This is a genomic window from Spirosoma endophyticum, assembly GCF_900112365.1.
GTDB lineage: Bacteria > Bacteroidota > Bacteroidia > Cytophagales > Spirosomataceae > Spirosoma > Spirosoma endophyticum.
The window spans coordinates 38,546-62,958 of the sequence record NZ_FOLQ01000001.1; the positions used below are offsets into that span (position 1 = coordinate 38,546).

Consider the following 24,413-nt stretch of genomic DNA (forward strand, 5'->3'; position numbering starts at 1 on the left):
TAACTGGCAAACCATACTATAGCTATGAACTCACCGCTTATAAAAAACATCGTCTTTGACTTTTTTGACGGTAAAGCCACGGCCATCCAACGAAAATACATTGAAGCCTGGCTGGCCGATGAAGCGAATCAGGAAACCTATTTTCAGTACCTGGATGAATGGGAAGGGCAGCGGCCCCAATTCGCGCTCGATACGGACAAAGCCATGGCGTCGTTCGAACAGGTATTGCTGAATACCCATCCGCCTGCCCCGCAACCGAAGATCGTGAAACACAGCCCGGCAACCGGTACGATCCGATGGTGGGGGTGGAGCATGGCTGCTTCGGTATTGTTGATGAGCCTGCTGGGTGGCTGGCTCTTTCGCTCACAATTGTTGTATAAATCTTACCAAACCGCTTATGGCCAGACCACTACGTTCCAGTTGTCCGATGGTACGTCGGTAACGCTGAATGCCAACTCAATGCTTCGGGTTCCACGCTTTGGATTTGGCAACGATACCCGCGACGTGTTTCTGAAAGGGGAGGGCGCGTTCAATGTAACGCACAAAGCTGATAATCAACGTTTCGTTGTCAGAACGGACGGTAATTTTCAGATAGAAGTGCTGGGTACTGAATTCGTTGTGTACGCCCGCGAACGAGGTAAACGCGTGTTTCTGAACAAAGGCAAAGTGAAGCTCGAATTGCCTCTGGGGCAGCAGCTTTACATGAAGCCCGGCAACGTAGTGACGGTTGCCAATTCGGGGCGCTACCAACTGACACAGAAGGCCCCCGCCCGGCCCTATCTGGCCTGGAAAGAGCATTGGTTTTATTTCGACAATACCACGCTCACTGAAGTCGCTGAGCAAATCCGGGAGCGATTCGGTGTCCAGGTAGTGGTTACGGATACCGAACTCGCCCAACGACGGATTGCCGGCAATTTCAAAGCCGAAAAGGCCGACGATCTGCTGCAGATCCTGACTGAATTACTGAATCTAACTGTTGTGAAAACCCGCAATCATATCGAGTTACGAACGTCTAAATAACCCTTTAAAATGTCGTGTTTACATCTACCTAAAATGGGGTTGGTTCTGGTTGGTCTACTGGGCCAGCAACTGGCACTGGCCCAATCAGTTGTGCTGGCGCACCAGCAAAGTAAAGCAGTACGTATGACGCAGGTACTTCCGGCCGAGAGTCAAAAACTGAAAGAAGTGCTCACCGACCTGAGCCGCCAGTATCAGGTCAGTATTTTGTTTGAAGAAACGACCGTACAGGGCATTACGATCCCGGTCGATGCCCGGCTCAAATCGGGGAAATTAGAAAAACAGTTGCAGATGTTGCTGAAACCGTATGGCCTGATCGTCAAAAAAATCAACGAACAGGCGTACTACGTCATTAAAACCCCAACCAAAGAAACGCGTCAGTCATCGAATTCGGGGCAATCGGAAGCCGCTTTCATGCCAACAACAGAGGGAAACGTTTCGGCTATTCAACCCTTGTCAACCACATTACCCACAACGGTAGTGGCCGATATCCGGATTGCGGGCCGTGTGACCAGCGAAAAAGGAGAAGGACTACCCGGTGTTAACGTAGTGATCAAGGGCGCTATTCGCGGGACGAATACGGATGCCGACGGTCGCTACCAATTGAACGTTCCTACGGCAAATACTACGTTGGTATTCAGCTTTGTAGGCTACGCCACGCAGGAAATAGCCCTGGGTAACCGAACAACATTAGACGTTCAGTTACTACCCGATAATAAATCACTGAATGAAGTGGTGGTGGTGGGGTATGGTACGCAATCGCGCAAAAACCTGACCAGCGCTATCAGCACCATCAAACCCGAAGAACTGAATCGGGGCGCCATCAGCGACGTCGGGCAGTTGTTGCAGGGGAAAGTGCCGGGTCTGAACATCTCGGCCAATGGCGACCCCAATACGCCATCGGCGGTGGTGCTACGGGGCGCGTCAACGATCAACAGTTCGCAGGGGCCGTTTTACGTTATTGACGGGGTGCCCGGTGCGGATATTTCGATTATTGCACCCGATGATATTGCGTCGATCGACGTATTGAAAGATGCCGCTGCCACCGCTATCTACGGAAACCGGGCTGCCAACGGCGTCATCATGGTGACGACGAAACGGGGCAAAAAAGGCCAGATGCAGATTTCCTACAGTGGCTACGTGGGTGTGGAGAAAGTGTCCAGTACGTTAAAGATGATGGATGCCACCCAGCTACGGGACTTCCTGACGAAAAACGGTCAATCATTTTCGCCCAACGACGACAAGGGTGCCAATACCAACTGGCAGAGCGCCGTTGAAAAAAACTCGGCGATTTCGCAAAACCACAACCTGTCCATTAGTGGCGGAACGGAGCACAGTACGTATAGCGCCAGCATCAACTATCTCGACAAGCAGGGTATTTTACTGGGAAGTTCACTGAAGCGGGTTATTGCCCGGCTGGCGGTTGAGCAGTACGCCTTTAACGACAAGGTGAAGTTTGGCCTGAACGTGACCAACTCAAACAGCGACGCCAACAACACGCCCCTGCGCAACAACGTACTGTTGCAGATGATCAACCACTTGCCCGTCTCGCCAGTAACGAATCCCGACGGCAGCTACTTCGAGAATTTCCAGAATACCGGCTATTTCAATCCGGTGGCCATGATTAACCATGCCAAGGACAATACGAAATACAATAACCTGGTTGGGTCATTTACGGCGCAGGTGAAACTCCCGTTTGGGTTGCAGTATGATTTGAATCTGTCGTACCAGAACAATACGTCCCTGCACGGCGAATCCTATGATAGTTATTATACGCAATACAACAGCGCCAATTTTTACAACAACCCCGATCCACCGAACGTCCACAGCCTGTTGAATTTCGGGACGAACGGGTCGGCGCTACGGAACGCGTATCAGACCACGCGGAACGTACTGGAAACCTTTTTGACCTGGAACAAGGAGTTTGGCGACCACAGCATCAACGCGGTGCTGGGGTACTCGTATCAGGGATCGGTTTCGGGCGATGGCTTCCAGACATCCAGTACCAACTTCCCGGTCGATAACATCGGCTATAACAACTTTGCGCTAAGTAATCCCTATGCCGTATCGTCTTATCGGGTCAATTTTGGGGCAGATGGTATCTATCAGGAAACCAAGTTGATCTCTGATTTCGCCCGTCTGAATTACAATTACAAAGACAAATATCTGGTTCAGGGTTCGATCCGGCGGGACGGTAGTTCGGTGTTTGGGGCCAACAACCAATGGGGTTATTTCCCGGCGGCTGGGGTTGCCTGGCGCGTGAATCAGGAGGATTTCATGAAAAATCAGAACCTGTTTGACGATCTGAAACTGCGGGCCAGCTACGGCGTAACGGGTAACTCGTCGGGTTTCAATGCCTACACGGCGCAATTCATTTCGGGGAGCCTCGGTACGTATTACTACAATGGCGTGCAAACGGCAGCCTATGGGCCAACCCAGGCCGCGAACCCAAATCTGCAGTGGGAAAAAACCGCGACGACCAACATTGGACTTGATTTTACCGTGCTGAAAGGCAAGTTGAGCGGTACGGTCGAATGGTACAACAAGGAGACAACCGGCATGATTTATTCGTACCGTGTCAATCCCGTTCTCGTCCCCGTAGGTAGTATTATCGCCAATGGGGGCAATATGAGCAACAAAGGAATCGAGGTGAGTTTAAGCGCAACGCCGGTTCGGACGACGAACTTTAGCTGGTCAACGGGGCTGAATCTGGCGCACAACAGCAATAAAATCACCAGCTTAACCAATCCGCTTTTTGTGGGTGGCGACTCCGTTCGTACGACGCAGCCTGAGGGAGGTGGCCAAACGGGTAGCACGCTGCAAATCTTGAAAGCGGGGATGCCGCTGGGTCAATTCTTTACGCTGCAATACGCCGGAAAGAACGAAAAAGGCGTTTCGCAGTACGTGAATCAGAAAGGCGATCTCACCACAACGCCAGTCATCGGAGCTGATTATAAGTATTCGGGTAGCCCACAACCGAAACTATTGCTCGGCTGGACCAATACGTTGCGCTACAAAAACTTCGACCTGAACGTATTTTTCAGAGGGGTGCTCGGGAATAAAATTTTCAACGCCACCCGCGCCGATCTGTTCCGGCCCAGCACCGCCCAGTTCACGAATATTCTGGTTGAAGTGGCAGGGGAAACGGCCACGGATGTAAACTCCTACAAATACTCCAGCCGCTTCATTGAGGATGGTAGTTATGTTCGTTTGGACAACGCAACGCTGGGCTACAATTTTAAAAATATGGGTCAGTACGTCCGATCACTACGTGTCTATGCCTCGGTGAACAATGCGTTTGTCATTACCGGCTATAAGGGCATCGATCCTGAAGTCAACCAGGGCGGCATTGCTCCCGGCGTAGATGCCAATAATTTCTATCCGAAAACCCGGACCATTCTGGTGGGTGTAAACGTATCCTTCTAAACAGCCTAGCCAAAAACACAATGAAAAAAATACTTTCTTCGGGCGCGTTTCTGGTACTGATCGTTTACCTGACGACCGCCTGCCATGATGTCAACGTGCCGGTCAACACCGAGTTGACACCCGATATTTTCCCCCAGAATTCATCACAGTTCATTCAGGCATCGGGCCCGCCGTATGCTGCTTTTCGGGGTAATTTCTCCCTGGACTACTGGTTCATCCAGTCATTATCTACCGACGAAGCCATTCTGCCCGCCCGCGGAGGTAACTGGTATGATAACCAGGGCTACTTAATGCTGCACTACCATAACTGGACGAAAGATCACGGCACAACGAACAGTGTATGGACCTGGTTGTCGACCGTTATTGGCACCACCAATCAGGCGCTGTCAATCTTAAACCAGACAATACCGGCTTCTTCGGCGGCCAAACCGACTAATCTGGCCGAGTTGAAAATGGTCCGGGCAATGGCCTATTTCATGATGATGGACCTGTATGGCAACGTACCGATCGACACGACGTATGGTGATTTCACCCCCCATCCCAATTTGCCACGTGCTCAGGTATTTAGCTTTATTGAAAAGGAAGTAAAAGCAGCACTGCCGAATCTGAGCCGGGTTGCGGGACAGGCTACCTATGGCCGTGCCAACAAATTCATGGGCTTTTCGCTGCTGGCCAAGATGTATCTGAATGCCGAATATTACACCGGTACCCAGCGCTATACGGATGCCGTCGTGGCCTGCGACAGCGTTATCAACTCCGGCCAGTATTCGCTGGAACCCAGAGCGTCGTATCTCCAGATGTTTTACCCGAATAACGGGCCAACAGCGAGGGAGTACATTTTTGCCATTCCCTACGATCCGGCGGCTGGTGCAATGCCGGGGACAAACGGTTTTATGTATCACGCCCGTTATGACGTACCGCGCTCGGAGACAAAAAAATTCAATTTGCCGTTTACGCCCAGCGCTCCCAGAAGTACATTACCCGAATTCTACGCGAACTTCAAAGACCCCAACGATATCCGGAACGGACAGTGGCTTACGGGTTTGCAATTTATGAACGATGGTGTAACACCCGTAACCGTGACCACAACGAAGAAGGGCTACGACCAGACCTACACGGGTGCAGATGGAGCAACTGCGTATACGTATCAGGTGAATCTGACGCCAGAAATTATCCTTCGGCAGGACGTTGCTACGTTTGATTTGGGCAACGACGAAATTGCCTGGAATATGGGTTATCGCAACATTAAGTTCTATCCCGATGCATCCTCTACGTCTCGGAATCAAAACAACGATGTACCGGTTTTTCGCTACTCGGATATTATCCTGATGAAAGCCGAAGCCATTCTTCGCGGTGGTGCGCCAACGCAGGGTCAGACGGCGCTTTCGCTGGTTAATCAACTGCGGGCAGCCCGTACTACGTCGGCCGCTTTGGGCAGCGTAACGTTAGAGGACATATACACGGAACGTTGCCGCGAGTTTGCCTGGGAAACCTGGCACCGCAATGACATGATTCGATTTGGGAAGTATGAAGGCAAATGGGGTTTCAAAACGGATGCCAACGTAAATCGCCGGATTTTCCCCATCCCAACTACGGCTTTCACGGTCAACCCTGCGCTGACGCAGAATCCGGGGTATTGATTTTTTAAACACAGAGGCACAGAGAACACAGAGATTTAAACAAAAAGAAATAAACTTTTTAAATCTTTGTGTTCTCTGTGCCTCTGTGTTTAAATTAAAATAACTGACTTAATTCGGGGCTTGCTTATGAGTCGCGATCAAACGAAAGCTCGCTATAGTTGGTGCTCAATAAAGTATGGAAAACATTTCGAGAAAAGCATTTCTGCAATATGCCGGGCTCGCTACAATGGCTACGTTGACGCCCTTTCTGGCGAACGCGTGGGCGGGAAAAACTACAGACGACGATTTCTATAAAAAGATTGTAGCGGCCAATGCCGACGAGGTGTCAAAATTGGTGAAAGCCCTGGCGTCCGATATTACGGACGTGAAAAGGCGATCGGGTTATGACCTGGCGAATCTGGTGGCCGCGTTTAGCGAACCCACTTCGACCTATTTCCAGAAAGCCGAACTGGTGCCGTTCATGACAAAAATCATCCGATTTTTGGTAAAAGCCCAACACGACGACGGTACCCTTGATTTTGGCAATCTGGCGTCGCCACCCGATACCGCGTTCATACTGGAGCCCCTTTGTGCAGCCGGAACAATCTTGAAAACCAATACTAACTCATCACTGGACGAAGTAAAAACGCTGCTCAAACAGTTTGTCGTGAAAGCAGGCGAAGGCCTCCGAACGGGTGGCGTTCATACGCCCAATCACCGATGGGTTGTCTCGGCGGCACTGGCAAAAATTAATGCGCTGTATCCGAATCCAGGCTATGTCAAACGGATTCGGGAATGGCTTTCAGAAGGTGTTTTCTGCGATAACGACGGCAATTTTCTGGAACGTAGCATGAACTACTCGGCCGTAATTGACCGGGCGCTGGTGACAATGGGCCGACTCTTGCCGATGCCATCCCTGTTCGAATCGGCCCGAAAAAACCTTTGGTTGGTGTATTATCACGCTGAACCCAACGGCGAACTGGTTACGGTCGATTCGCGACGGCAGGATCAATATGCGCCCATCAGTATTCTGAATTTTTATCACGATTACTACTTTCTGGCCATCCACGACAACAACCCTGAGTTTGCGGCTATTGCCAACTACATAGAAACGCTTCCCGGTTTTGAGGCCCGCGTCCTCACGGATTTACTGGTTACCTTTCTGGAAGAACCGCTGTTTAAAAAAGCGCTTCCTTCGCCCAAAGCACCACCGGCTACATTTGAAAAGTTCTTCAAAACAACCAATCTGGTACGTATCCGGCGCGATACCACAACCACCACTATTTTTGGCGGGAACGACTTCCCAATCATCATCGCGTCGGGCCGGTCGAATAGTCCCAACTTTTTTGCGTACCGAAAAGGGGAGGCTATTTTGAAGTACATGCGCCTGTCGACCGATTTTTTCAGTACGGGTTATTTCCACAGTCAGGGTATTACACAGGCTGGTGGCAAGTATGTACTGCACCAGAAATTTGCCGCGCCTTACTATCAGCCCTTACCGGCGAAATACAAAAGAGCCGATGGAAATTACCAATTGGCGCCAAGCACAGATGGCCGGTTCTGGAACAAAATGGATTTTGAACACCGACCCCAAAGCAATGTAAGTGTTCTGGATACAACCATCACAGTTGAAGAGAAAAACGGATCGAACCAATTGACGTTCAGCGTGAAAGGTATAGCAGGCGTACACGTAACTATTGAATTTTGTTTTAGGGAAGGGGGGAGTTTGTCGGGGTTAAAAAAACTAGATGAATTGCCTGATACGTATGCGCTGGAAAGTGGTTCTGGAGAATACAGTCACGGAAAAGATTCGATAAAATTTGGACCGGGCATTTTTAAACACGCCAAACTTCAGGGGCTGGAAGGTGAGATGTACAGTTCACATTTTGGAAGCTTACGAACCACCGGCATGCACGTTTATTTTACGGGGCTTACACCCTTCACCCATACAATTTCTATTGGCTAGACGTAGCGTTATCGAGTTATAAATAAAAACGGCTGACCCTGAGAGGGTCAGCCGTTTTTTATGAATGCTATAACGTGGAATTTACTTTTTTGCCGAAGCAATCAGGTCGTTGGCCATTTTTACGTAATCGCCATTTTTGGCTTCAGTCGCCAGAGCAACCGTTTTCTCCGCGCTGGCAATCGCACTGGCTTTTTCTTTCAGTTTCAGTTCAATCCGGGCTTTCAATAGCATTACCCAGAAGGCTTTTGGATTTTGCTCGGTGGCTTTCGTTACCCAGCCCAGCGCCTGCTTCAAATCCTTGTTGGTGTCGTAATAATAACTGGCGGCCTCAAAATAAGCAGGTTTATCAGACGCCAACGACGCTTCGATATTCTTTACAATCGTTTGATCGATATCCGCGGTGATGGCAACGGGAACGCGGGTTTTGTCCCACATAATCTCCAGTACTGCCGAGTTAGGCTGAATATCCGCAATGTTGATGGTGAAGGTTTCAACTTTATACGGCAACGTAGTGGGTTTCACCTGAACCCGTACGACTTCGTTTTCTTTTTTGTAGTCTCCAACATTAGCGCCCAGGTTCAGGTCTTTGGAGAGCATTACTTCCCAACTGGTTTTGCCGGGAATGGTGAAGAGTCCGTAAGTTCCCGCTTTAACCTCTTTGCCTTCCAGTTTTACATCCGTAGAGAACGTGATTTTAGAGGTTGCATTGGCACCGGTACGCCATACTTTATCATAAGGAACCAGATCGCCGAAAATGGTTCGTCCTTTAATCGCCGGTCTGGAGTATTCAAGCGTAATATCTCCTAAGGCGAAACTTTGTTTGGTGGTTTGGGCGGGACTGGCGGCAGGGACTTTAAGCTGAGCCTGAACGGTTGAGAGTGAACAAAGTGTAAATAGACTGGCTGCCGCAAGTAGCAGAATTTTTTTGCTCTTCATGATGAAGGAATGATGAAAGTAACGAGTTGTAAGATGTTTTTTGAACCTCAAAGGTACAGATTCAAGCCAATTGTTTGTCAAAAACCTTATTCGCTACGTAGCGCTTTGGTCGGATTGGCCAGCGATGTTTTCATGGGTAAGGAACAGATCGTCGCCAGGGCAATACCGGTTAAAATGAGAATCTGAGGTAGCCAATGGCCAGGATTCAAGTTAGGTTTCGTAAAATTGGGCTTACAATCAGTTGATAGGCATTTTGCAACGCTGGTTTTCGCCCGGTCTATCATACATTCCGCTACATACATGACACGATCCTTTAAAACGCTCCAGACGTCCCCACTACTCGCTCTACTGATCATCGGGCTACTCCTGCCGACTTTTTGGGGAGCAGCTCCCAACGTGTCCCGGCCGAACGTAGTGGCACCCATCCTGACGGGCGCTGACCAGATAAACCAGTATCTGCCCTACCTCAAAGGCAAGCGTATTGCGCTGGTTGTCAATCAGACATCCATCATTGGAGCCCGGCCCAGTGTGGATAGTCTGCTGAGTCGGGGTGTGCAGATCGTGAAGATTTTCGGGCCTGAACACGGCTTCCGGGGGAACGCCAGCAACGGCGCCAAAGTGGATAATGAAGTCGATGCCAAAACCGGCATTCCGATTATTTCCCTGTACGGCAAAAACAAAAAACCGTCCCGCGAACACCTGGCCGATGTCGACCTGGTGATCTACGACATTCAGGATGTGGGCGCTCGTTTCTACACCTACATCAATACGCTTGACCACGTTATGGAGGCCTGCGCCGAAAACAACAGGGAACTGATGATCCTGGACCGGCCAAACCCCAATGGATACGTAGTGGATGGCCCCATTCTGGAAGACCACCTCCATTCGGGCATTGGGATGCATAAAATTCCCATTACGCACGGGATGACTATGGCCGAGTTTGCTCAACTCATCAATGGTGAAGGCTGGCTACCCAACAAAGCCCAATGCAAACTCCACATTGTGAAAGTGGCCAACTATACCCACGATAGGCCGTACGAGTTGCCGGTAATGCCCTCACCCAATTTAAATTCCCAGCAGTCGATCCTGCTGTATCCGAGCATCTGTTTGTTTGAAGGTACCATCATCAGTCAGGGGCGGGGGACGTATATGCCCTTCACGGTGCTGGGTGCTCCGGCGCTCAAAGGAAAGTACAATTTTTCGTTTCGGCCGGTCAGTCTCAAGGGCATGAGCGAAACGCCACTTCATCAGAATATGGACTGCTACGGTCTGGATCTGCGGAAGTACGATGTGGGCAAACTCCGTAAAAGCAAGCAGCTTAACCTGGGCTGGCTGATGGAAATGTACAAAGCGTATCCAGACAAGGAGCGCTTTTTCGATATGAGCCAGAGCAAGCAAATGAACAGCATCGATAAACTGGCGGGCACCGAAAACCTGAAAAAACAGATCATCGCCGGTACGTCCGAAGCCGACATTCGAAAAAGCTGGGAACCGGGTCTGTCTAACTTCAAAACCCTACGCAAAAAGTATCTGCTCTATCCGTAGTAGTGGTTTCGTATTCAGACCGAAATAAACAGCTCCTTTCGGATGCCTGCGTAAAAACGGATGCAACAATGCTTTAGACAGCAACTGCCTGTTTTTACGAACGATGAAAACTACCCGACGAAAATTGACCTATACCCTTGCCTTGCTTGGTACAACTGTCGTATCAACTCATGCTCAGCTACTTGTTCAGCGATTCGAGCCGGTCGGGTTTTCTCAGGTAACCATTACGGACCACTTCTGGAAACCTAAAATGGATAAGGTCGCCACGGCAACGCTACGTGCCTGCATTGTGCAGACGGAGGAAAAAACCGGCCGCATTCGCAATTTTGAAAAGGTCGCCCGCCACAAAAATGAAAAGCACGAAGGCATCTATTATGATGATAGCGACGTGTATAAGGCGATTGAAGCGATGGCGTATTCGCTCAAGAATCACCCTGATGCCGCTATTCAGCAGAAAACAGATGAATGGATTGATAAGATTGCTGCGGCTCAATTGCCTGATGGGTACCTCAATACGTATTATACGCTGACGGGTCTGGACAAACGCTGGACCGATATGGAACGGCATGAAGATTATTGCGCCGGGCACCTGATCGAAGCTGCCGTTGCCTACTACAACACCACCGGCAAACGAAAATTACTGGATGTCGCCATCCGTTTTGCCGACCATATTGATTCAACGTTTCGGGTCAAAAATCGCCCCTGGGTGAGTGGTCATCAGGAAATCGAACTGGCGTTGATGCGATTATACCACCTGACCAATCAGGATCGCTACCTGAAACTCGCCGACTGGTTTCTGGCCCAGCGGGGGCATGGCTACGGCAAAGGCAAGATTTGGGATGAGTGGAAAAATCCGAAATATTGCCAGGATGATGTTCCGGTAAAGGATCAAAAAGAAATCACCGGTCACGCGGTTCGGGCCATGTATCAATACACCGGAGCCGCCGACGTAGCAGCCGCCACCAACGATCAGGGGTATATGAATGCCATGAGAACCGTTTGGGAGGACGTTGTTTTTCGGAATATGTACCTGACGGGTGGCATCGGTTCGTCGGGGCATAATGAAGGCTTTACCGAAGACTATGACCTGCCGAACGAATCGGCTTACTGCGAAACCTGCGCGTCGGTGGGTATGGTATTCTGGAACCAGCGGATGAACACGCTCACGGGCGAAAGCAAATACATCGACGTACTGGAGCGTAGCCTGTACAACGGCGCGCTGGACGGACTGAGCCTGAGTGGCGATCGTTTTTTCTACGGCAACCCACTTTCGTCCGCCGGGAATTATGGACGTAGTGAATGGTTCGGTACGGCCTGCTGCCCGTCGAACATTGCCCGGCTGGTGGCGTCGCTGGGCGATTATATTTACGGTCGGTCGGAGGAAGGGATCTGGGTAAATCTGTTCGTTGCCAGCAATACGACCTTCACAATGGGCAAGACGCCCGTGCCGGTACAGATGGAAACGAATTATCCGTGGGAAGGCGCTGTGAAAATTACCACTAACCCCGCAAAACCGGTTGAGTATGCATTGCATATCCGGATGCCCGGCTGGGCGCAGAACGTACCGGCTCCCGGCAATTTGTACCGCTACGTTGACAGCAGAAGCGCTGCGAAAATCGAGGTGCTGCTAAACGGGAAACCCGTTACGTATCAGGAAGAAAAAGGCTATGCCGTCATTCATCGGAAATGGAAAAAAGGCGACGTTGTGGAGGTGAGATTGCCCATGGACGTTCGTCAGGTTGCTTCCCGCAAAGAAGTGAAAGCTGACCAGGACCGGGTTGCCTTGCAACGTGGGCCGCTGGTGTATTGCGTGGAAGGAGCGGATAATGAAGGCAAAGCCTGGAACATGCTGGTGCCGGACAACGCTACGTTCGCGACGCAGTCGTATCAGGTTCTGGACGAGCCAGTGGTTTCCATCAAAGCGAACGTATCCGTTGCCGAACCCGCTCCCGACGGCCTGACCGTACAAATGAAACCCCGAACGATTGTGGCCATCCCGTACTACGCCTGGGCGAACCGTGGAAAAAGTCCGATGCAGGTCTGGTTGCCCAGCCGGATTAAAGAAGTAAAAATTACGGAATAATGGTTTTTTCTGCCCGGCTGTCAATCCTGGCAGAAACCTTTTTGTACACACGACCGCATGCATATGAAAATTAGTTTACCCGTTCTCTTGTTACCGCTTGCCTTTACGGCGATGGGACAGGTGAAAAAGACGACGTCGGTTCAACACTATACAAACAGTCGGGCACCGTTACGCCAGAATCCGTATCTGGAATTGCCGCTAGGGGCCATCAAGCCACATGGGTGGTTGCGGGAAATGCTGGTGCGTCAGAAGAACGGGGCCACCGGAAATCTTGATAAGCTGTATCCGCTGGTCATGAATGAACGGAATGGCTGGTTGGGGGGCGATGGCGACCAGTGGGAGCGGGGACCGTACTGGATCGATGGATTGCTGCCGCTTGCTTATATTCTGGACGACAAAGAGCTGATCGCCAAGACGAAGCCCTGGGTTGAATGGGCCATTAAGAGCCAGCAGCCGGATGGATACTTTGGCCCCTCGAAAGACTATCCGCAGGAGCCCGGCATCCAGCGGGACAACAGCCGTGACTGGTGGCCAAAGATGGTCATGCTAAAAATTTTGAAGCAGTATTATTCCGCAACGGGCGACAAGCGGGTGATCACCCTGATGACGAATTACTTCAGGTATCAACTGAAAGAACTTCCGCGGAAACCACTCGATCACTGGACGTTCTGGGCGCGCTATCGGGCTGGCGACAACCTGATGATTGTGTATTGGCTGTACAACATTACGGGTGATAAATTTTTGCTGGCTTTGGGCGATCTGCTGCACAAACAGACGTTCGATTATACCAACGCATTCCTGAATACCGATATGCTGGCTAAAGAAGGCAGCATCCATTGCGTTAATCTGGCGCAGGGCATTAAAGAGCCGATCGTTTATTACCAGCATCATCCGGATAAAAAATACCTGGATGCCACCGTAAAAGGGGTTGGGGATATCCGAAAATTCAATGGCATGGCGCACGGACTTTACGGGGGCGACGAAGCGCTGCATGGGAATAACCCAACCCAGGGTTCGGAGCTGTGCTCGGCGGTGGAAATGATGTTCTCGCTGGAAAGCATGCTCGAAATTACCGGGAACGTAGGTTATGCGGACCAGCTAGAAAAAATTGCGTTTAACGCCCTACCGACCCAGGTTTCCGATGATTACATGAGCCGCCAGTATTTTCAGCAGGCCAATCAGGTCATGCTGACGCGGCACACCCGTAATTTCGATGTTAACCACGGCGGCACCGACCTGTGCTACGGTTTGCTGACGGGCTATCCCTGCTGTACGTCGAACATGCACCAGGGCTGGCCAAAATTCACGCAAAACCTGTGGTATGCCACTGCCGACAAAGGGCTTTCGGCCCTGATTTATGCCCCAAGTGAGGTCAAAGCTTACGTAGCAAACGGGACAGAAGTGTCGTTTAAAGAAGAGACAAATTACCCGTTCGAAGAGACGGTCAGGTTTACGTTACGTACCAATGATGCGGTAAAAGCAGTGACGTTTCCGTTCCATCTGCGCATACCCGCCTGGTGCAAAAAAGGGTCGGTTAAGATCAACGGTAACGTTTGGCAGGAGGCTTCCAGCAATCAGGTTGTTAAGATCAATCGGGCGTGGAAATCAGGCGATGTCGTTGAATTAGAGCTGCCTATGCATATTTTCAGAAACACCTGGTACGAAAACTCAATGTCGGTCGAACGAGGGCCACTCACCTACGCGCTGAAAATTGGGGAGGAGGCTAAGAAGATCAAAAATGACAAAGATCCCATCGACTATGGTGATTCATATGTGGAGATGCACCCCACAACGCCCTGGAATTACGGCTTGCTACGGGTAGCTGAAAACAGGCTGGACGAGAATTACAGAGTCGAAAAGAAAGGTCCGGTTTCGCTCTATCCCTGGAATCCAGAAAGTGCTCCATTGCTCATCAAAACCAAAGCGAAGCGCATTCCTTCCTGGCAGATATATAATGAAATGACGGGACCCATTCCGTACAGTGTGACGTATATGCTGGAAACGGCCAAAGAGGAGGAAGAGATTACACTGATTCCGTATGGGTGCACTAACCTGCGGATTTCCCAGTTTCCGGTTGTGGGCCGGTAACCGGGACTTTCCTGGTTGTTTAAAACAAACGTACCGACATCTATGGACGTCGGTACGTTATGGAAATTACAAAAACTCGGCTTGCCATACCCCCAGCTCCCTGAAGGGGGCTTTGCTCACTCTCAGATTAAGCCCCCTTCAGGGGGTTAGGTGTCAACGAACTGACAAAAATAGTTTTTGAACAGGCTAAGCCAGGGCTACTTTAGCCTCAAAAATAGAATCACTGATTCGTTGGCAAATCACCCCTAGTTCAGTGGCCAGGCCTGCGTCTTCGATTTCTTTTTGCCAGCCGGAGAGGTGCTTGCCCGACGAGCGAAACTCAGGCGTGATCGTCAGACTAGTCAGAGCACGTACCAAAAGGCCCTTGACCGATGTTCGCATTTTGGTGATCGATTTATCGCTTAGCGACTGCCCGCGTTCGGCAATGACTAACGTCTCAAAGCCGCGTGCCTGCAGGCTGTACTTCTCGCCCAGGCTTCTCACTACCAGGTTGCGGTAGGAACCGGCATAGGATCGAAAATCTTCATCGCTCATAAATTCTGTTTTTACAAAATAAAATTGATTGACTAAAGCTAACGAAAAAGAAAGCAATACGCCGGGAAATTTATATAATCCCCGGTAATGGTTCATTTTTCAGACCCCATTTCTGCCGATCCAAACGCTAGAGACTTACGCAATATTCTCCGAAATCTCCGGGTAAACCTGACCGGTTTTGTCCTTACCAATAGACAAACCCATCCCCTGTTAACCTCAAACGTAACGCATATGAAGGCGAAAATAAACTGGCTTCTTTTCCTGATAGGCGGGGTGTTTCTCGTATCAACAACCGCCTGGATTTCCTCGAAAGATACTTTTGTGACAAATTTTAGCAAATCCGCGCCCAAAGTGCAACGCTATTTATACGTAGTGACACCCGGCGTTCGGAACTACTTGGGTTATGGCGGGCATGGCATTCAGGTTTTCGACATTGACAACAATCACAAGTTTGTGAAATTCATCAAAACGGGCGGACTGAGTAAAAATGGGAAACCGTCTAATGTGAAAGGCGTTGATGTGAGTCTGGCCACCAACTGCATTTATATCAGTACGTTAGAAGCCCTTCAATGCATCGACCTGACGACCGAAAAGCTGGTGTGGGAGAAGCCATACGAAGGGGGCGTCGACCGGATTTCGATTTCGCCCGATGGTACGATCATTTATATGCCGTCGCTGGAAAAGGAATTCTGGACCGTTGTGGATGCCAGAACCGGCGATATAATCAAGAAAATTGTCACGAACTCAGGGGCGCATAACACCATTTACGGGCCCGATGGAAAGTTCGTTTATCTGGCTGGCCTCAAATCGACCATGCTCAACGTTGCCGATACCCGAACGCATACCGTGGCCAAACAGGTTGGCCCATTTGCCGCCGACATTCGCCCGTTCACCATCAATGGCGCGCAGACACTTGTGTATGTCAATGTGAATGGCCTGCTTGGCTTTGAAATCGGTGATCTTGTCACAGGAAAATTCCTGCATCGGGTTGTTGTCGAAGGATTCAACATTGGCGAGGTAAAGCGGCATGGCTGTCCCAGTCATGGGATTGGTATGACCCCCGACGAAAAAGAAATCTGGTTGTGCGACGGGGCTAATAATCGCGTTCATATTTTTGACAATACCGTGATGCCGCCCGTTCAGAAAACGTCAATTCTGGTCCGGGATATGCCCGGCTGGATTACCTTTAGCGTGGACGGGAAGTATGCCTATCCGTCCACGGGCGATATCATTGATGTGAAGACCCGGAAAATCATCACCACGCTGGAGGATCAGGATTTCAATGCGGTTCAAAGTGAAAAAATGGTAGAAATCCATTTTAGCAGTGGCAAAGCCGTTGCCGCCGGTGATCAATTTGGCCTGGGTCAGGTGAAAAAAGTAGCTAAAAATTAAGTTTTAACTACTCCATGTTTTTCTTTTATCTCTGTACGAATTAACCCTTAATATGAGCGACAACAATGTTACGATTCGCGATAACCTGAAAGAGGTCTATAGCGATGTATATACACCAGAAGTCCTTTCGACGCTTTCGGCGCTGGCTCCCTTTAATAGACGTATTAAAGAGGTTATGACCGCCCGGATGCAGCGACGGGCTGCCCGTCAGCAAAACCAAACGCGGATCACGTTTCTTGATCCAGCCAGTACTATTCCCGGAACAACCATTACCGTGCAGGATGCGCGCGAAGGCAACTTTGAAGGGTCCGTAATTCCCGCTGATCTGAAGCGCCAGTGGATTCAGGGAACCGGGCCCGCGGCAAAACCCAACACGCCGGTCGAAAACAGCATCCGAAACGTAGCGTATGCGTTGTTATCCGGGGCCGATGGCTGGATGTTCGATGGCGAAGATGCGCTGGGGCAAGTGGCAACCATGTCGCTCGATAACCAGCGGAATTTGAAACTGGCCATTCACAAAGACCCGCTATTCCTGACCGTAGCCGCGCGGGTTTCGGAAGAAATCAACTGGTGGTCGACATCGTTTTTGGGACGGGATATTATCACGGACTGGGAGAAACAACTGGATTTTACAACCAAGATTTTTCGGGCGCGCGGTCTGCATCTCGATGACCGCCACGTTCGCGATACCGATGGCGTGGCGATGGCCGCTTCCCTTGTGGACGCCACGCTATACGTAGTGAATAATTACAAAGCGCTCCAACAGGCCGGGTCGTCAATTGTCCTGTATCTGCCTAAAATACAGACGGCCGAAGAGGCAGGTGTATGGAGTGCGTTGCTCGATGCGCTGGAAACCCAGATCGGACTGGAGTCTGGAACGGTTAAAGTGTACGTGCTGGTCGAGCAACTCGAAGCGACGCATCAACTCATGGAAATTCGGGCGGCTTTGGGCAAACACTTTGTGGGCTACAACACCGGTCGCTGGGATTACATCAATAGCGTATCGGATGCAATGGCGTGGGACAAAACCTTCATCAACCCCAACATCGAAGCCATCACCATGACCTATGGCTACATGCGCAATTACGAAGACCGGGTGCGTCGGGCTGTCAATACGCCGGACCGCAACGGTAATTTTGCGTTGTGGCAGGGTGGGATGGAGCCCAACATACCGGTTGGTTCAGAAGAAGGCGTTTCGGCCAGCATGAAAAAAGCCATAGCTGGTGCCGAACGCGAACAACGCGAAGGAGCCAGTGGCAAGTGGGTCGCTCACTGGAAAATGGTGCATATCGTCCGGCCGGTCTGGGAGGAAATAGGAGAGGCCAACCAGTTGGGGAGAGAATTTCCACGACTAACTTACACGCAACAGGACGCCGACGGCCTGATCCTGATCGAACCGGCGCCCACGGATATCCGGGGAGCGCGTAATCTGCTGAGCGTTGCCTTGCAGTACGGCAATGCCTTCGGCCAGGGGATGCAGGCAGCCGCACTTAAACCCGCCGATTTCTTCGGGAATGATGATATTCTGTACCTGATGGAGGACATGGCGACCGGCGAGATTCGCTTGAGCATTCTCTGGGAGTGGGCGCACAAAGGGGCGATTCTCACAGAAAACGATGTAGAAACCGGTACCAAAGCGGGGGATGTTTTTACGGAAGCCTTGTACGAACGATTGCGTGATGAGGAGTACGAGAAGCTCCTGAAGGCGGGTAATAAGGATGTCTTCGATTCGTCGAAAACCACTACGTTGCCCATCGCCCGTGAGATCGCGGATGTTTATATGCTGAGCGAAATAAAACCGCCCTGGTTCATCGATTTGCTGAATATCAACCTCAATAACCTCGACCTGGACGTAGCGAAAGACCGAATCAGGTTATACATGGATACGCTTACCAACGAAGGCAAACGGATCACCGAAAACCTTGATTTTTGAGTTATGACCTGTTGCGTAGCGAAGAAACGATACGTATCGTTTCTTCGCTATTTTTATTTCTTACTGAACCACCAGTCTCTCGGGTTGGGGTTGGCGCTCAGGCGTTTTTACCGCGATCAGCGTAATGATGGCGGAGAGAAAAAGAGAGCCTGCCATAAAGATATACGATGCGCCAAAACCGCCGGTTGTACCGTTCAAATAGCCCACGATGTAGGAGCCGATAAACGACCCTAACGCGCCAAAACTGTTGATGAGGGCCATTGCACCACCCGCTACGTTCTTGGGTAGAATTTCGGGGATAATAGCAAAAAACGGTCCGTAGGGGGCATACATGGCACCACCGGCAATGATCAGGAGCACAAACGATAGCCAGAAATGATCGGCACCAACCAGGTAAGAGGCATAGAACGCCAGCGCGCCCAGCAGCAAAAACGGCCAGACAAACAGCTTCCGGTTCAGGGTTTTGTCGGAAAAATAGGACGCGCTTAACATGCCGATAATCGCCAGTACGTACGGCACCGACGACAGCCAGCCGGTTTTGACAATGTTCATATCGGGAGCGGCATTCAGGATGGACGGCAGCCACATCACGAAGCCGTAGACGCCGATGCTCCACAGGGCATATTGCAGACTCAGCAGGATAACAATTCTGGATTTAAAGGCTTGCGCATAGTTCTTGACGGGTTTAATGCCCTGCTGCTCTTTCTGTAATTCTGCCTCTATATCCTGTTTCTCGGATTCGGTCAGCCAATTGGCGTCTTTCGGTTTATCCGCGACCAGACGCCACCAGAAAAAGGCCCAGATAATAGCCGGAAGTCCTTCCAGAATAAACATCCACCGCCAGCCCACGGCTTTGATTAAATAGCCCGACAGTACCGACATCCAGAGGATCGTGGCTGGATTGCCGAGAATCAGGAACGTATTGGCCCGTGAGCGTTCGGCTTTGGTAAACCACCGACTCAGGAAAAGCAGCATGGATGGCATAACCGCGCTCTCAACGACACCGAGCACAAAGCGAATCACAATCAGTAGATTCACATTGCTGATGATGCCGGTTGCCATGGCGAGTCCACCCCACAGAATCAACGACCAGAAGATCAGCTTCTTGGCGCTTTTGTTTTCGGCGTAAATGGCACCGGGAACCTGAAAGAAAAAATACCCCAGGAAGAAAAGCGATCCCAGCAGCGAGGACATGGAGGGCGTAATGTGCAGATCGGTCGCCATGCCACTGGCGGCCCCAAAGCCAAAATTTGCCCGGTCAAGGTACGCCAGACTGTAGGTGATGAACGCTACGGGTATCAGGCGATACCAACGGGATTGTGCCAGGGTTTTTTCCATGCTAACGTGCTTTTATGAATACTAAAGAGGATTGTTGCGCAGATATACGCAGTAACATAAGTTGATTGACTTAATTTTATTGTCCACAGAGCTACAGAGAACACAGAGAAATAAATAGGTAAATTCTTTGTGTCCTCTGTGCCGCAATGGCGGACCACTTTGTGGACAATAAAATTAAGTCAGTCATATTTCATCTGGATTGATCGAATGAGGCTGCTGCCTTGTCCCGACACACTTAGGCCGACGCGCGGTGCCCGGTCCCAGCGAGGCAGGTACGAACCATCCAGCGGCTCTTTAGAAATCTGCTGTGTTTTTCCACCCTTTTCAGACCAGCCAAACTCGTAGAACTCACCGAAACGACTACGTAATTGCAAGGTAATGGCCGACACGTCGTCGGGAATTGTCTGTGTTTTCACCACCGTGCGAACTCCTTCCTTAACCTGCCAAAGTTCCAGCACCCCTTTCTTGACCCCAAACCCTAATGCATTATTGGCGTCGCCATACAGACATATGCTTTGAAGAGCCTCGTTTTGCGGACTGACATCGGCAAGGAATGTATACGTTCCTTTTTTTATGACGGTTCCCAAAAAGCTGCCCGTTGAATTACCCGATGTATTGACCAGTTTCAACGCCCCGTCCTTGATACTAAACGTTGGTTTTGGCAGGCTCACGTCCCACACCCAGAAATTGTCGGGTACCGATTTGCTGAAATCAACCATCAGGTTTTGGTCCTTTTTCTGGGTTGCGCCCAGTGGCGATTCCGCCTGGGCGGGCGTTGTGGTTCCATACCGGAAAGCGGGCCACTGGGTTTTGTCGTCCCAAACCAGTTCACTCAAAACGCCCTGTCGTCCGGCGAACGTAAAATCTGTGCCGTTGTAGGCATGGTGCAGGTAAAAATAGCGATTACCGGGTGTTGTCACGACGGTTCCATGACCGGGGCATTTCCAGCTGTCGTCACTGAACAGCACCGGGTTTTTAGCGTATTTCTCCCACGGCCCCTGTAGCTTTTCGGTGCGTGCCAAACCCACCTGATAGTTACAGCGGGGACCACAGCAGGCATTGCCCGAATAGGTCATGTAATAATAGCGTCCTCGCTTGAAAATAGCCTGTCCTTCCGCTCCGCCAGACTCCCAGTTGTTACGTTCAGCTTTGAGCATCGGGAAGGCTTTCCCCGTCATTTTCAATCCATCCGCAGAAAGCTCGGCGCCGAGAATTTCGATGTCTTTTCCCTTGTCCAGGCCGTACGCTTTCCAGGTAATGTACAGTTTTCCTGCATCTTCAAGGACAAACGCGTCGATGGCCTCGCTCGTCCATTCGAGCAACAGACCATGATCGGTGAAACCTTTGCGGAGGTCGCGGGTAGAAGCAACGCCGATGTACGAACGCTTGTCGGATTTTCGGCGGGCGGTGTAGTACACGTAATACGTACCGTTTCGGTGAAAAAGCTCGGGCGCCCAATAGCTGCCCATTGTCCAGGCTGGCGGGGTAGTAAAAACGGGACCAACATAGTCCCAATTGACCAGATCTTTTGACGTATACATCGGGTAAGCCGGTCCCCATTCCGACGACGTACCGACCGCATAATACGTATCGCCAACCCGGATAATCGACGGATCAGCAAAGTCGCCCGCAATCACCGGATTTCGATACGTAGTGGTTGGGCCCGCCGGACGGCTGGATGGCTGCGCCAGGCACTGAATGGAAAATAGAAAAGAGAGAATAAGGACTGAACTATGTAACATCATGCTAGTTGCGTCTGGACGGTTTTTGAGCAAGGTATCCTTTCTTTCCATGAAACCAATTGGCCGCCTGACCGGTAAGCCAGAGGTAATAATCAGAATCAAGATCGGCTTCAATACCCACAAATTTACCATCTGAATTCAAGGGTAACTCACCTTCTTTTCTGGTTTTAAAAATAGCTGTTCCTTCGTCAACCTCGTCGAACATAGCCACGTATAGACTTTCGGCTCCAGCCTGCTTTGCCCCGGCCACCTGTTGCCACAGGAAATCCCCTTTTAACCGTGGAATCTGGTTATAGACGTTGGGGCTGTTTTTCAAATTCCCCCAGCTAAAACCCGGAAAAACCAGCGGTACATAATCGACTTTGTTTGTTTTACACCAGGCAATGTCATTCACCAGCGTACTGCCCGAAACCGACGCGTAAGTCGTTGGATTATAACGGCCTACGGCCCAAGGCATGATGATGTCGGCGCTTTTAATGAGCGGATGAAGCCCGTCAGATGGTTCGGTGTCCTTCGTCATTGTTCGCCAGTAATACGGCACCCCCAGCAGAATCGAGTATTTTTTAGCTGGACTGTTCAGCTTATCCACCAACCCCTGAATATCAGCAACGGTGTACTTGCGCTTGTCGTTAAACCCAACGCCCCAGATCGCCAGTAATGGTTTTCCGTTGTGCCGTAGATAGGTCGGATTTTCTTTGTTGTTGAACAAAGCAAAAAGCTGCTGAACCTCATTCCAATCCTTAATCAGCACCTCCATATCGGCCGATGTTGCCCCACTGAGGTCGTACATAATGCACAGTGCCCGCTTGTATTTTTTCGATGCTTTCAATGCATTGGCCAGCACTTTGTTGAAATGCCGTTTACCTTTCTCCGACTTTATTTCTGACAGAAACCGCTGCATGAACACGCCGTCGATGCCATACTCGCGCATCCATTTAAAATGCAGATCGACGCTGGTTTCATCATAAGGGCTATACACGTAAGCACTGTCGCCATTCGCGTAACGGAACGCCGTTTTATACGTAGTAACGTAGTCTTTCACATCCGGCCAGAAGTCGATGGAGGCATAGCCCGGCTCGAATTTTCCCTGTTTCTGGTAATGGTGCCAACCCCGCTCTGATGCATCACCCTGGGCGGCAAACCACCCCTGATACCCCGCCATCACCAGCCCTTTGTAGCGCGTATATAAACAGCCTGTTTCATCGTAGTTGACAGGCTGGCTTTGGCTGTTGAATGCGTAAAAAAGTAACAGGCCGAAAATTAGTGGATTAGCTTTTTTCATGCGTTTCAGGATGCCTCAAATGGTGTAGCCTTAATGAGCCTGTTTGTCAATCCGACCGGCGGACCGGTCGGATTGACAGAAATGTGAGTGTTTCAACGGGCTTCATAAACAAAAAAATCTGGCCATTACGGCTTCAGCAACGTACCGTCACTCTTGCGAACCGTCCAGCGGGATTTGGTGCCGATCGGGTATTTAGCGGCTTCCTTTTCGTTGATGTCGATGCCCAGACCCGGCGATTCGCTCACCTGATAATAGCCATTCTTAATGGTCGGACAACCCGGAAATACTTCCTTCACTTTGTCATTGAACATCTGCGACTCCTGAATGCCGAAGTTCCAGACGGCAATGTCGATGCTGTTATTGGCCGCATGACCCACCGGGGACGTATCGCCCGGTCCGTGCCAGGCCGTGCGAACGTTGAACCATTCGCCCAGTCGAGCCACCTTCATGGCTGGAGTAATGCCGCCAATCTGCGAAATATGAATCCGGATAAAGTCGAACAACTGGTTGGCCATCGGCTCTTTGAATTCGTTGATGTTGTTAAACAATTCGCCCATCGCAATCGGCACGGAGGTCGTCTGGCGTAGTAGCTTGAACCAGCTCATATTTTCGGGTGAGAACGGATCTTCGATGAAGTAGGGGCGGTATTCCTCCAGACCTTTGATCATGTTAATAGCGTCGATGGGCTCCACCAGTTCGTGCATGTCGTGCAGAAGCTGAATATCTTCCCCGCAACGTTTCCGAACGATGTCAAACATCTTGGGTACCCGTTTCAGGTACGTCCGTTGATCGGAGAAATCATCGGTTTCCTTCGCAAATCCGGCAGCTTTAAAGTCGGGTTTAATCTCGGCCATGGCGCCCACGCCCCCGTAACCACCCTGCTGAATGCGGATGTGCCGGAAACCCATCTCCATAAACTGCTGCACCTTGTCGGCCACGGCTTCGGGCGTTGGGCCGCTGGCGTGGGTATAGGTATCCACCGCCATACGGGTTTTGCCGCCCAGAAGCTGATAAACAGGCATGTTGGCCCGTTTGCCTTTAATGTCCCACAACGCCTGATCCAGGCCAGAAAGGGCATTGTTGAGAACGGGTCCATTGCGCCAGTACGAACTAACGTAGGCCGATTGCCACATATCTTCAATGTTGTCGACATCCTTACCGACGCAAAAGTCGTTCAGATACGTATTGATGGCGGGCACCACGACCAGAGCCCGTTGCGTAAACGTAGCGCAACCCAGCCCATACAAACCGGGTTCGGAGGTTTCGACTTTAACAATGACCAGATTCGAGCCACCGGGCGCCGTCGTGATCGCGCGCACACTCTTGATAGTAACGGGTGCTGCACCTTTGGCGTAGGCGGGTGTGACATGGTTTTCAGCCCGGGCTTGTGGACTCTCGAACAGGCCGAATAGGCCGGCGGTTGAGCCTAGGCCTAACATCTTGAGGGCATTCCGGCGGCTGGATTCTAGCTGTAGTGCTGGGTTTTTCATACGGGTTTTTCGACTGACTGAT

At 50.7% G+C, this 24,413-nt stretch carries 16 protein-coding genes; 9 read left to right on the forward strand and 7 right to left on the reverse strand.

The genetic code is table 11. The features are described from left to right. Positions 1–24: 24 nt before the first annotated feature. The 4 genes from BM202_RS00165 to BM202_RS00180 all read left to right on the forward strand — a co-directional run bounded on the left by BM202_RS00165 (position 25) and on the right by BM202_RS00180 (position 8,028). Entirely contained in the window at positions 25–1,020 is a 996-nt protein-coding gene (locus BM202_RS00165) for a FecR family protein (RefSeq protein ID WP_093822458.1), read from the forward strand. Positions 1,021–1,029: 9 nt separating this feature from the next. Next, positions 1,030–4,443: a SusC/RagA family TonB-linked outer membrane protein gene (locus BM202_RS00170; RefSeq protein WP_177236470.1), complete on the forward strand. Its 3,414-nt coding sequence runs from the start codon at positions 1,030–1,032 to the stop codon at positions 4,441–4,443. A gap of 20 nt (positions 4,444–4,463) precedes the next feature. Beyond that, positions 4,464–6,083, forward strand: a complete 1,620-nt coding sequence (locus BM202_RS00175) for a RagB/SusD family nutrient uptake outer membrane protein (RefSeq protein WP_093822459.1) — start codon at positions 4,464–4,466, stop codon at positions 6,081–6,083. Between the two features lie 175 nt (positions 6,084–6,258). Beyond that, positions 6,259–8,028, forward strand: coding sequence for a prenyltransferase/squalene oxidase repeat-containing protein (locus BM202_RS00180; RefSeq protein ID WP_093822460.1), 1,770 nt, complete (start codon positions 6,259–6,261; stop codon positions 8,026–8,028). Positions 8,029–8,109: 81 nt separating this feature from the next. Here BM202_RS00180 and BM202_RS00185 read toward each other — a convergent pair whose 3' ends face one another. Both BM202_RS00185 and BM202_RS38655 read right to left on the reverse strand, forming a co-directional pair. After that, a complete protein-coding gene (locus BM202_RS00185) occupies positions 8,110–8,964 on the reverse strand; it encodes a DUF2911 domain-containing protein (protein WP_093822461.1) in 855 nt (284 codons plus the stop codon). 86 nt (positions 8,965–9,050) lie between these two features. Next, positions 9,051–9,173 carry a hypothetical protein gene (locus tag BM202_RS38655; RefSeq protein WP_262507652.1) on the reverse strand — a complete coding sequence of 41 codons (123 nt, stop codon included), beginning with the start codon at positions 9,171–9,173 and terminating at the stop codon, positions 9,051–9,053. 91 nt (positions 9,174–9,264) lie between these two features. Between BM202_RS38655 and BM202_RS00195 the strand changes: the two genes are divergently transcribed. The 3 genes from BM202_RS00195 to BM202_RS00205 all read left to right on the forward strand — a co-directional run bounded on the left by BM202_RS00195 (position 9,265) and on the right by BM202_RS00205 (position 14,680). Then, on the forward strand, positions 9,265–10,509 hold the full coding sequence (locus tag BM202_RS00195) for an exo-beta-N-acetylmuramidase NamZ family protein (protein ID WP_093822463.1): 1,245 nt from the start codon (positions 9,265–9,267) through the stop codon (positions 10,507–10,509). A gap of 103 nt (positions 10,510–10,612) precedes the next feature. After that, positions 10,613–12,592 (forward strand): glycoside hydrolase family 127 protein, encoded by a 1,980-nt coding sequence (locus BM202_RS00200; RefSeq protein WP_093822464.1) that lies wholly within the window; start codon positions 10,613–10,615, stop codon positions 12,590–12,592. 63 nt (positions 12,593–12,655) lie between these two features. After that, complete coding sequence (locus tag BM202_RS00205; protein WP_093822465.1) at positions 12,656–14,680, forward strand: beta-L-arabinofuranosidase domain-containing protein; 2,025 nt, start codon at positions 12,656–12,658, stop codon at positions 14,678–14,680. Between the two features lie 186 nt (positions 14,681–14,866). Here BM202_RS00205 and BM202_RS00210 read toward each other — a convergent pair whose 3' ends face one another. Further along, positions 14,867–15,214, reverse strand: coding sequence for a hypothetical protein (locus tag BM202_RS00210; protein ID WP_143100608.1), 348 nt, complete (start codon positions 15,212–15,214; stop codon positions 14,867–14,869). A gap of 231 nt (positions 15,215–15,445) precedes the next feature. Between BM202_RS00210 and BM202_RS00215 the strand changes: the two genes are divergently transcribed. Together BM202_RS00215 and BM202_RS00220 are read left to right on the forward strand one after the other, a co-directional pair. Further along, positions 15,446–16,606 carry a YncE family protein gene (locus BM202_RS00215; protein ID WP_093823531.1) on the forward strand — a complete coding sequence of 387 codons (1,161 nt, stop codon included), beginning with the start codon at positions 15,446–15,448 and terminating at the stop codon, positions 16,604–16,606. Between the two features lie 52 nt (positions 16,607–16,658). Next, positions 16,659–18,539, forward strand: a complete 1,881-nt coding sequence (locus tag BM202_RS00220) for an aldolase/citrate lyase/malate synthase family protein (RefSeq protein ID WP_093822467.1) — start codon at positions 16,659–16,661, stop codon at positions 18,537–18,539. Positions 18,540–18,599: 60 nt separating this feature from the next. Here BM202_RS00220 and BM202_RS00225 read toward each other — a convergent pair whose 3' ends face one another. From BM202_RS00225 to BM202_RS00240, 4 genes are all read right to left on the reverse strand, one after another. After that, positions 18,600–19,877, reverse strand: coding sequence for an MFS transporter (locus tag BM202_RS00225; protein WP_093822468.1), 1,278 nt, complete (start codon positions 19,875–19,877; stop codon positions 18,600–18,602). A 179-nt stretch (positions 19,878–20,056) separates the two neighbouring features. Continuing rightward, complete coding sequence (locus BM202_RS00230; protein WP_093822469.1) at positions 20,057–21,622, reverse strand: glycoside hydrolase family 43 protein; 1,566 nt, start codon at positions 21,620–21,622, stop codon at positions 20,057–20,059. A gap of 1 nt (position 21,623) precedes the next feature. Next, on the reverse strand, positions 21,624–22,901 hold the full coding sequence (locus tag BM202_RS00235; RefSeq protein WP_093822470.1) for a glycoside hydrolase family 99 protein: 1,278 nt from the start codon (positions 22,899–22,901) through the stop codon (positions 21,624–21,626). Between the two features lie 125 nt (positions 22,902–23,026). Continuing rightward, positions 23,027–24,391 (reverse strand): enolase C-terminal domain-like protein, encoded by a 1,365-nt coding sequence (locus tag BM202_RS00240; RefSeq protein ID WP_093822471.1) that lies wholly within the window; start codon positions 24,389–24,391, stop codon positions 23,027–23,029. Positions 24,392–24,413 lie beyond the last annotated feature (22 nt).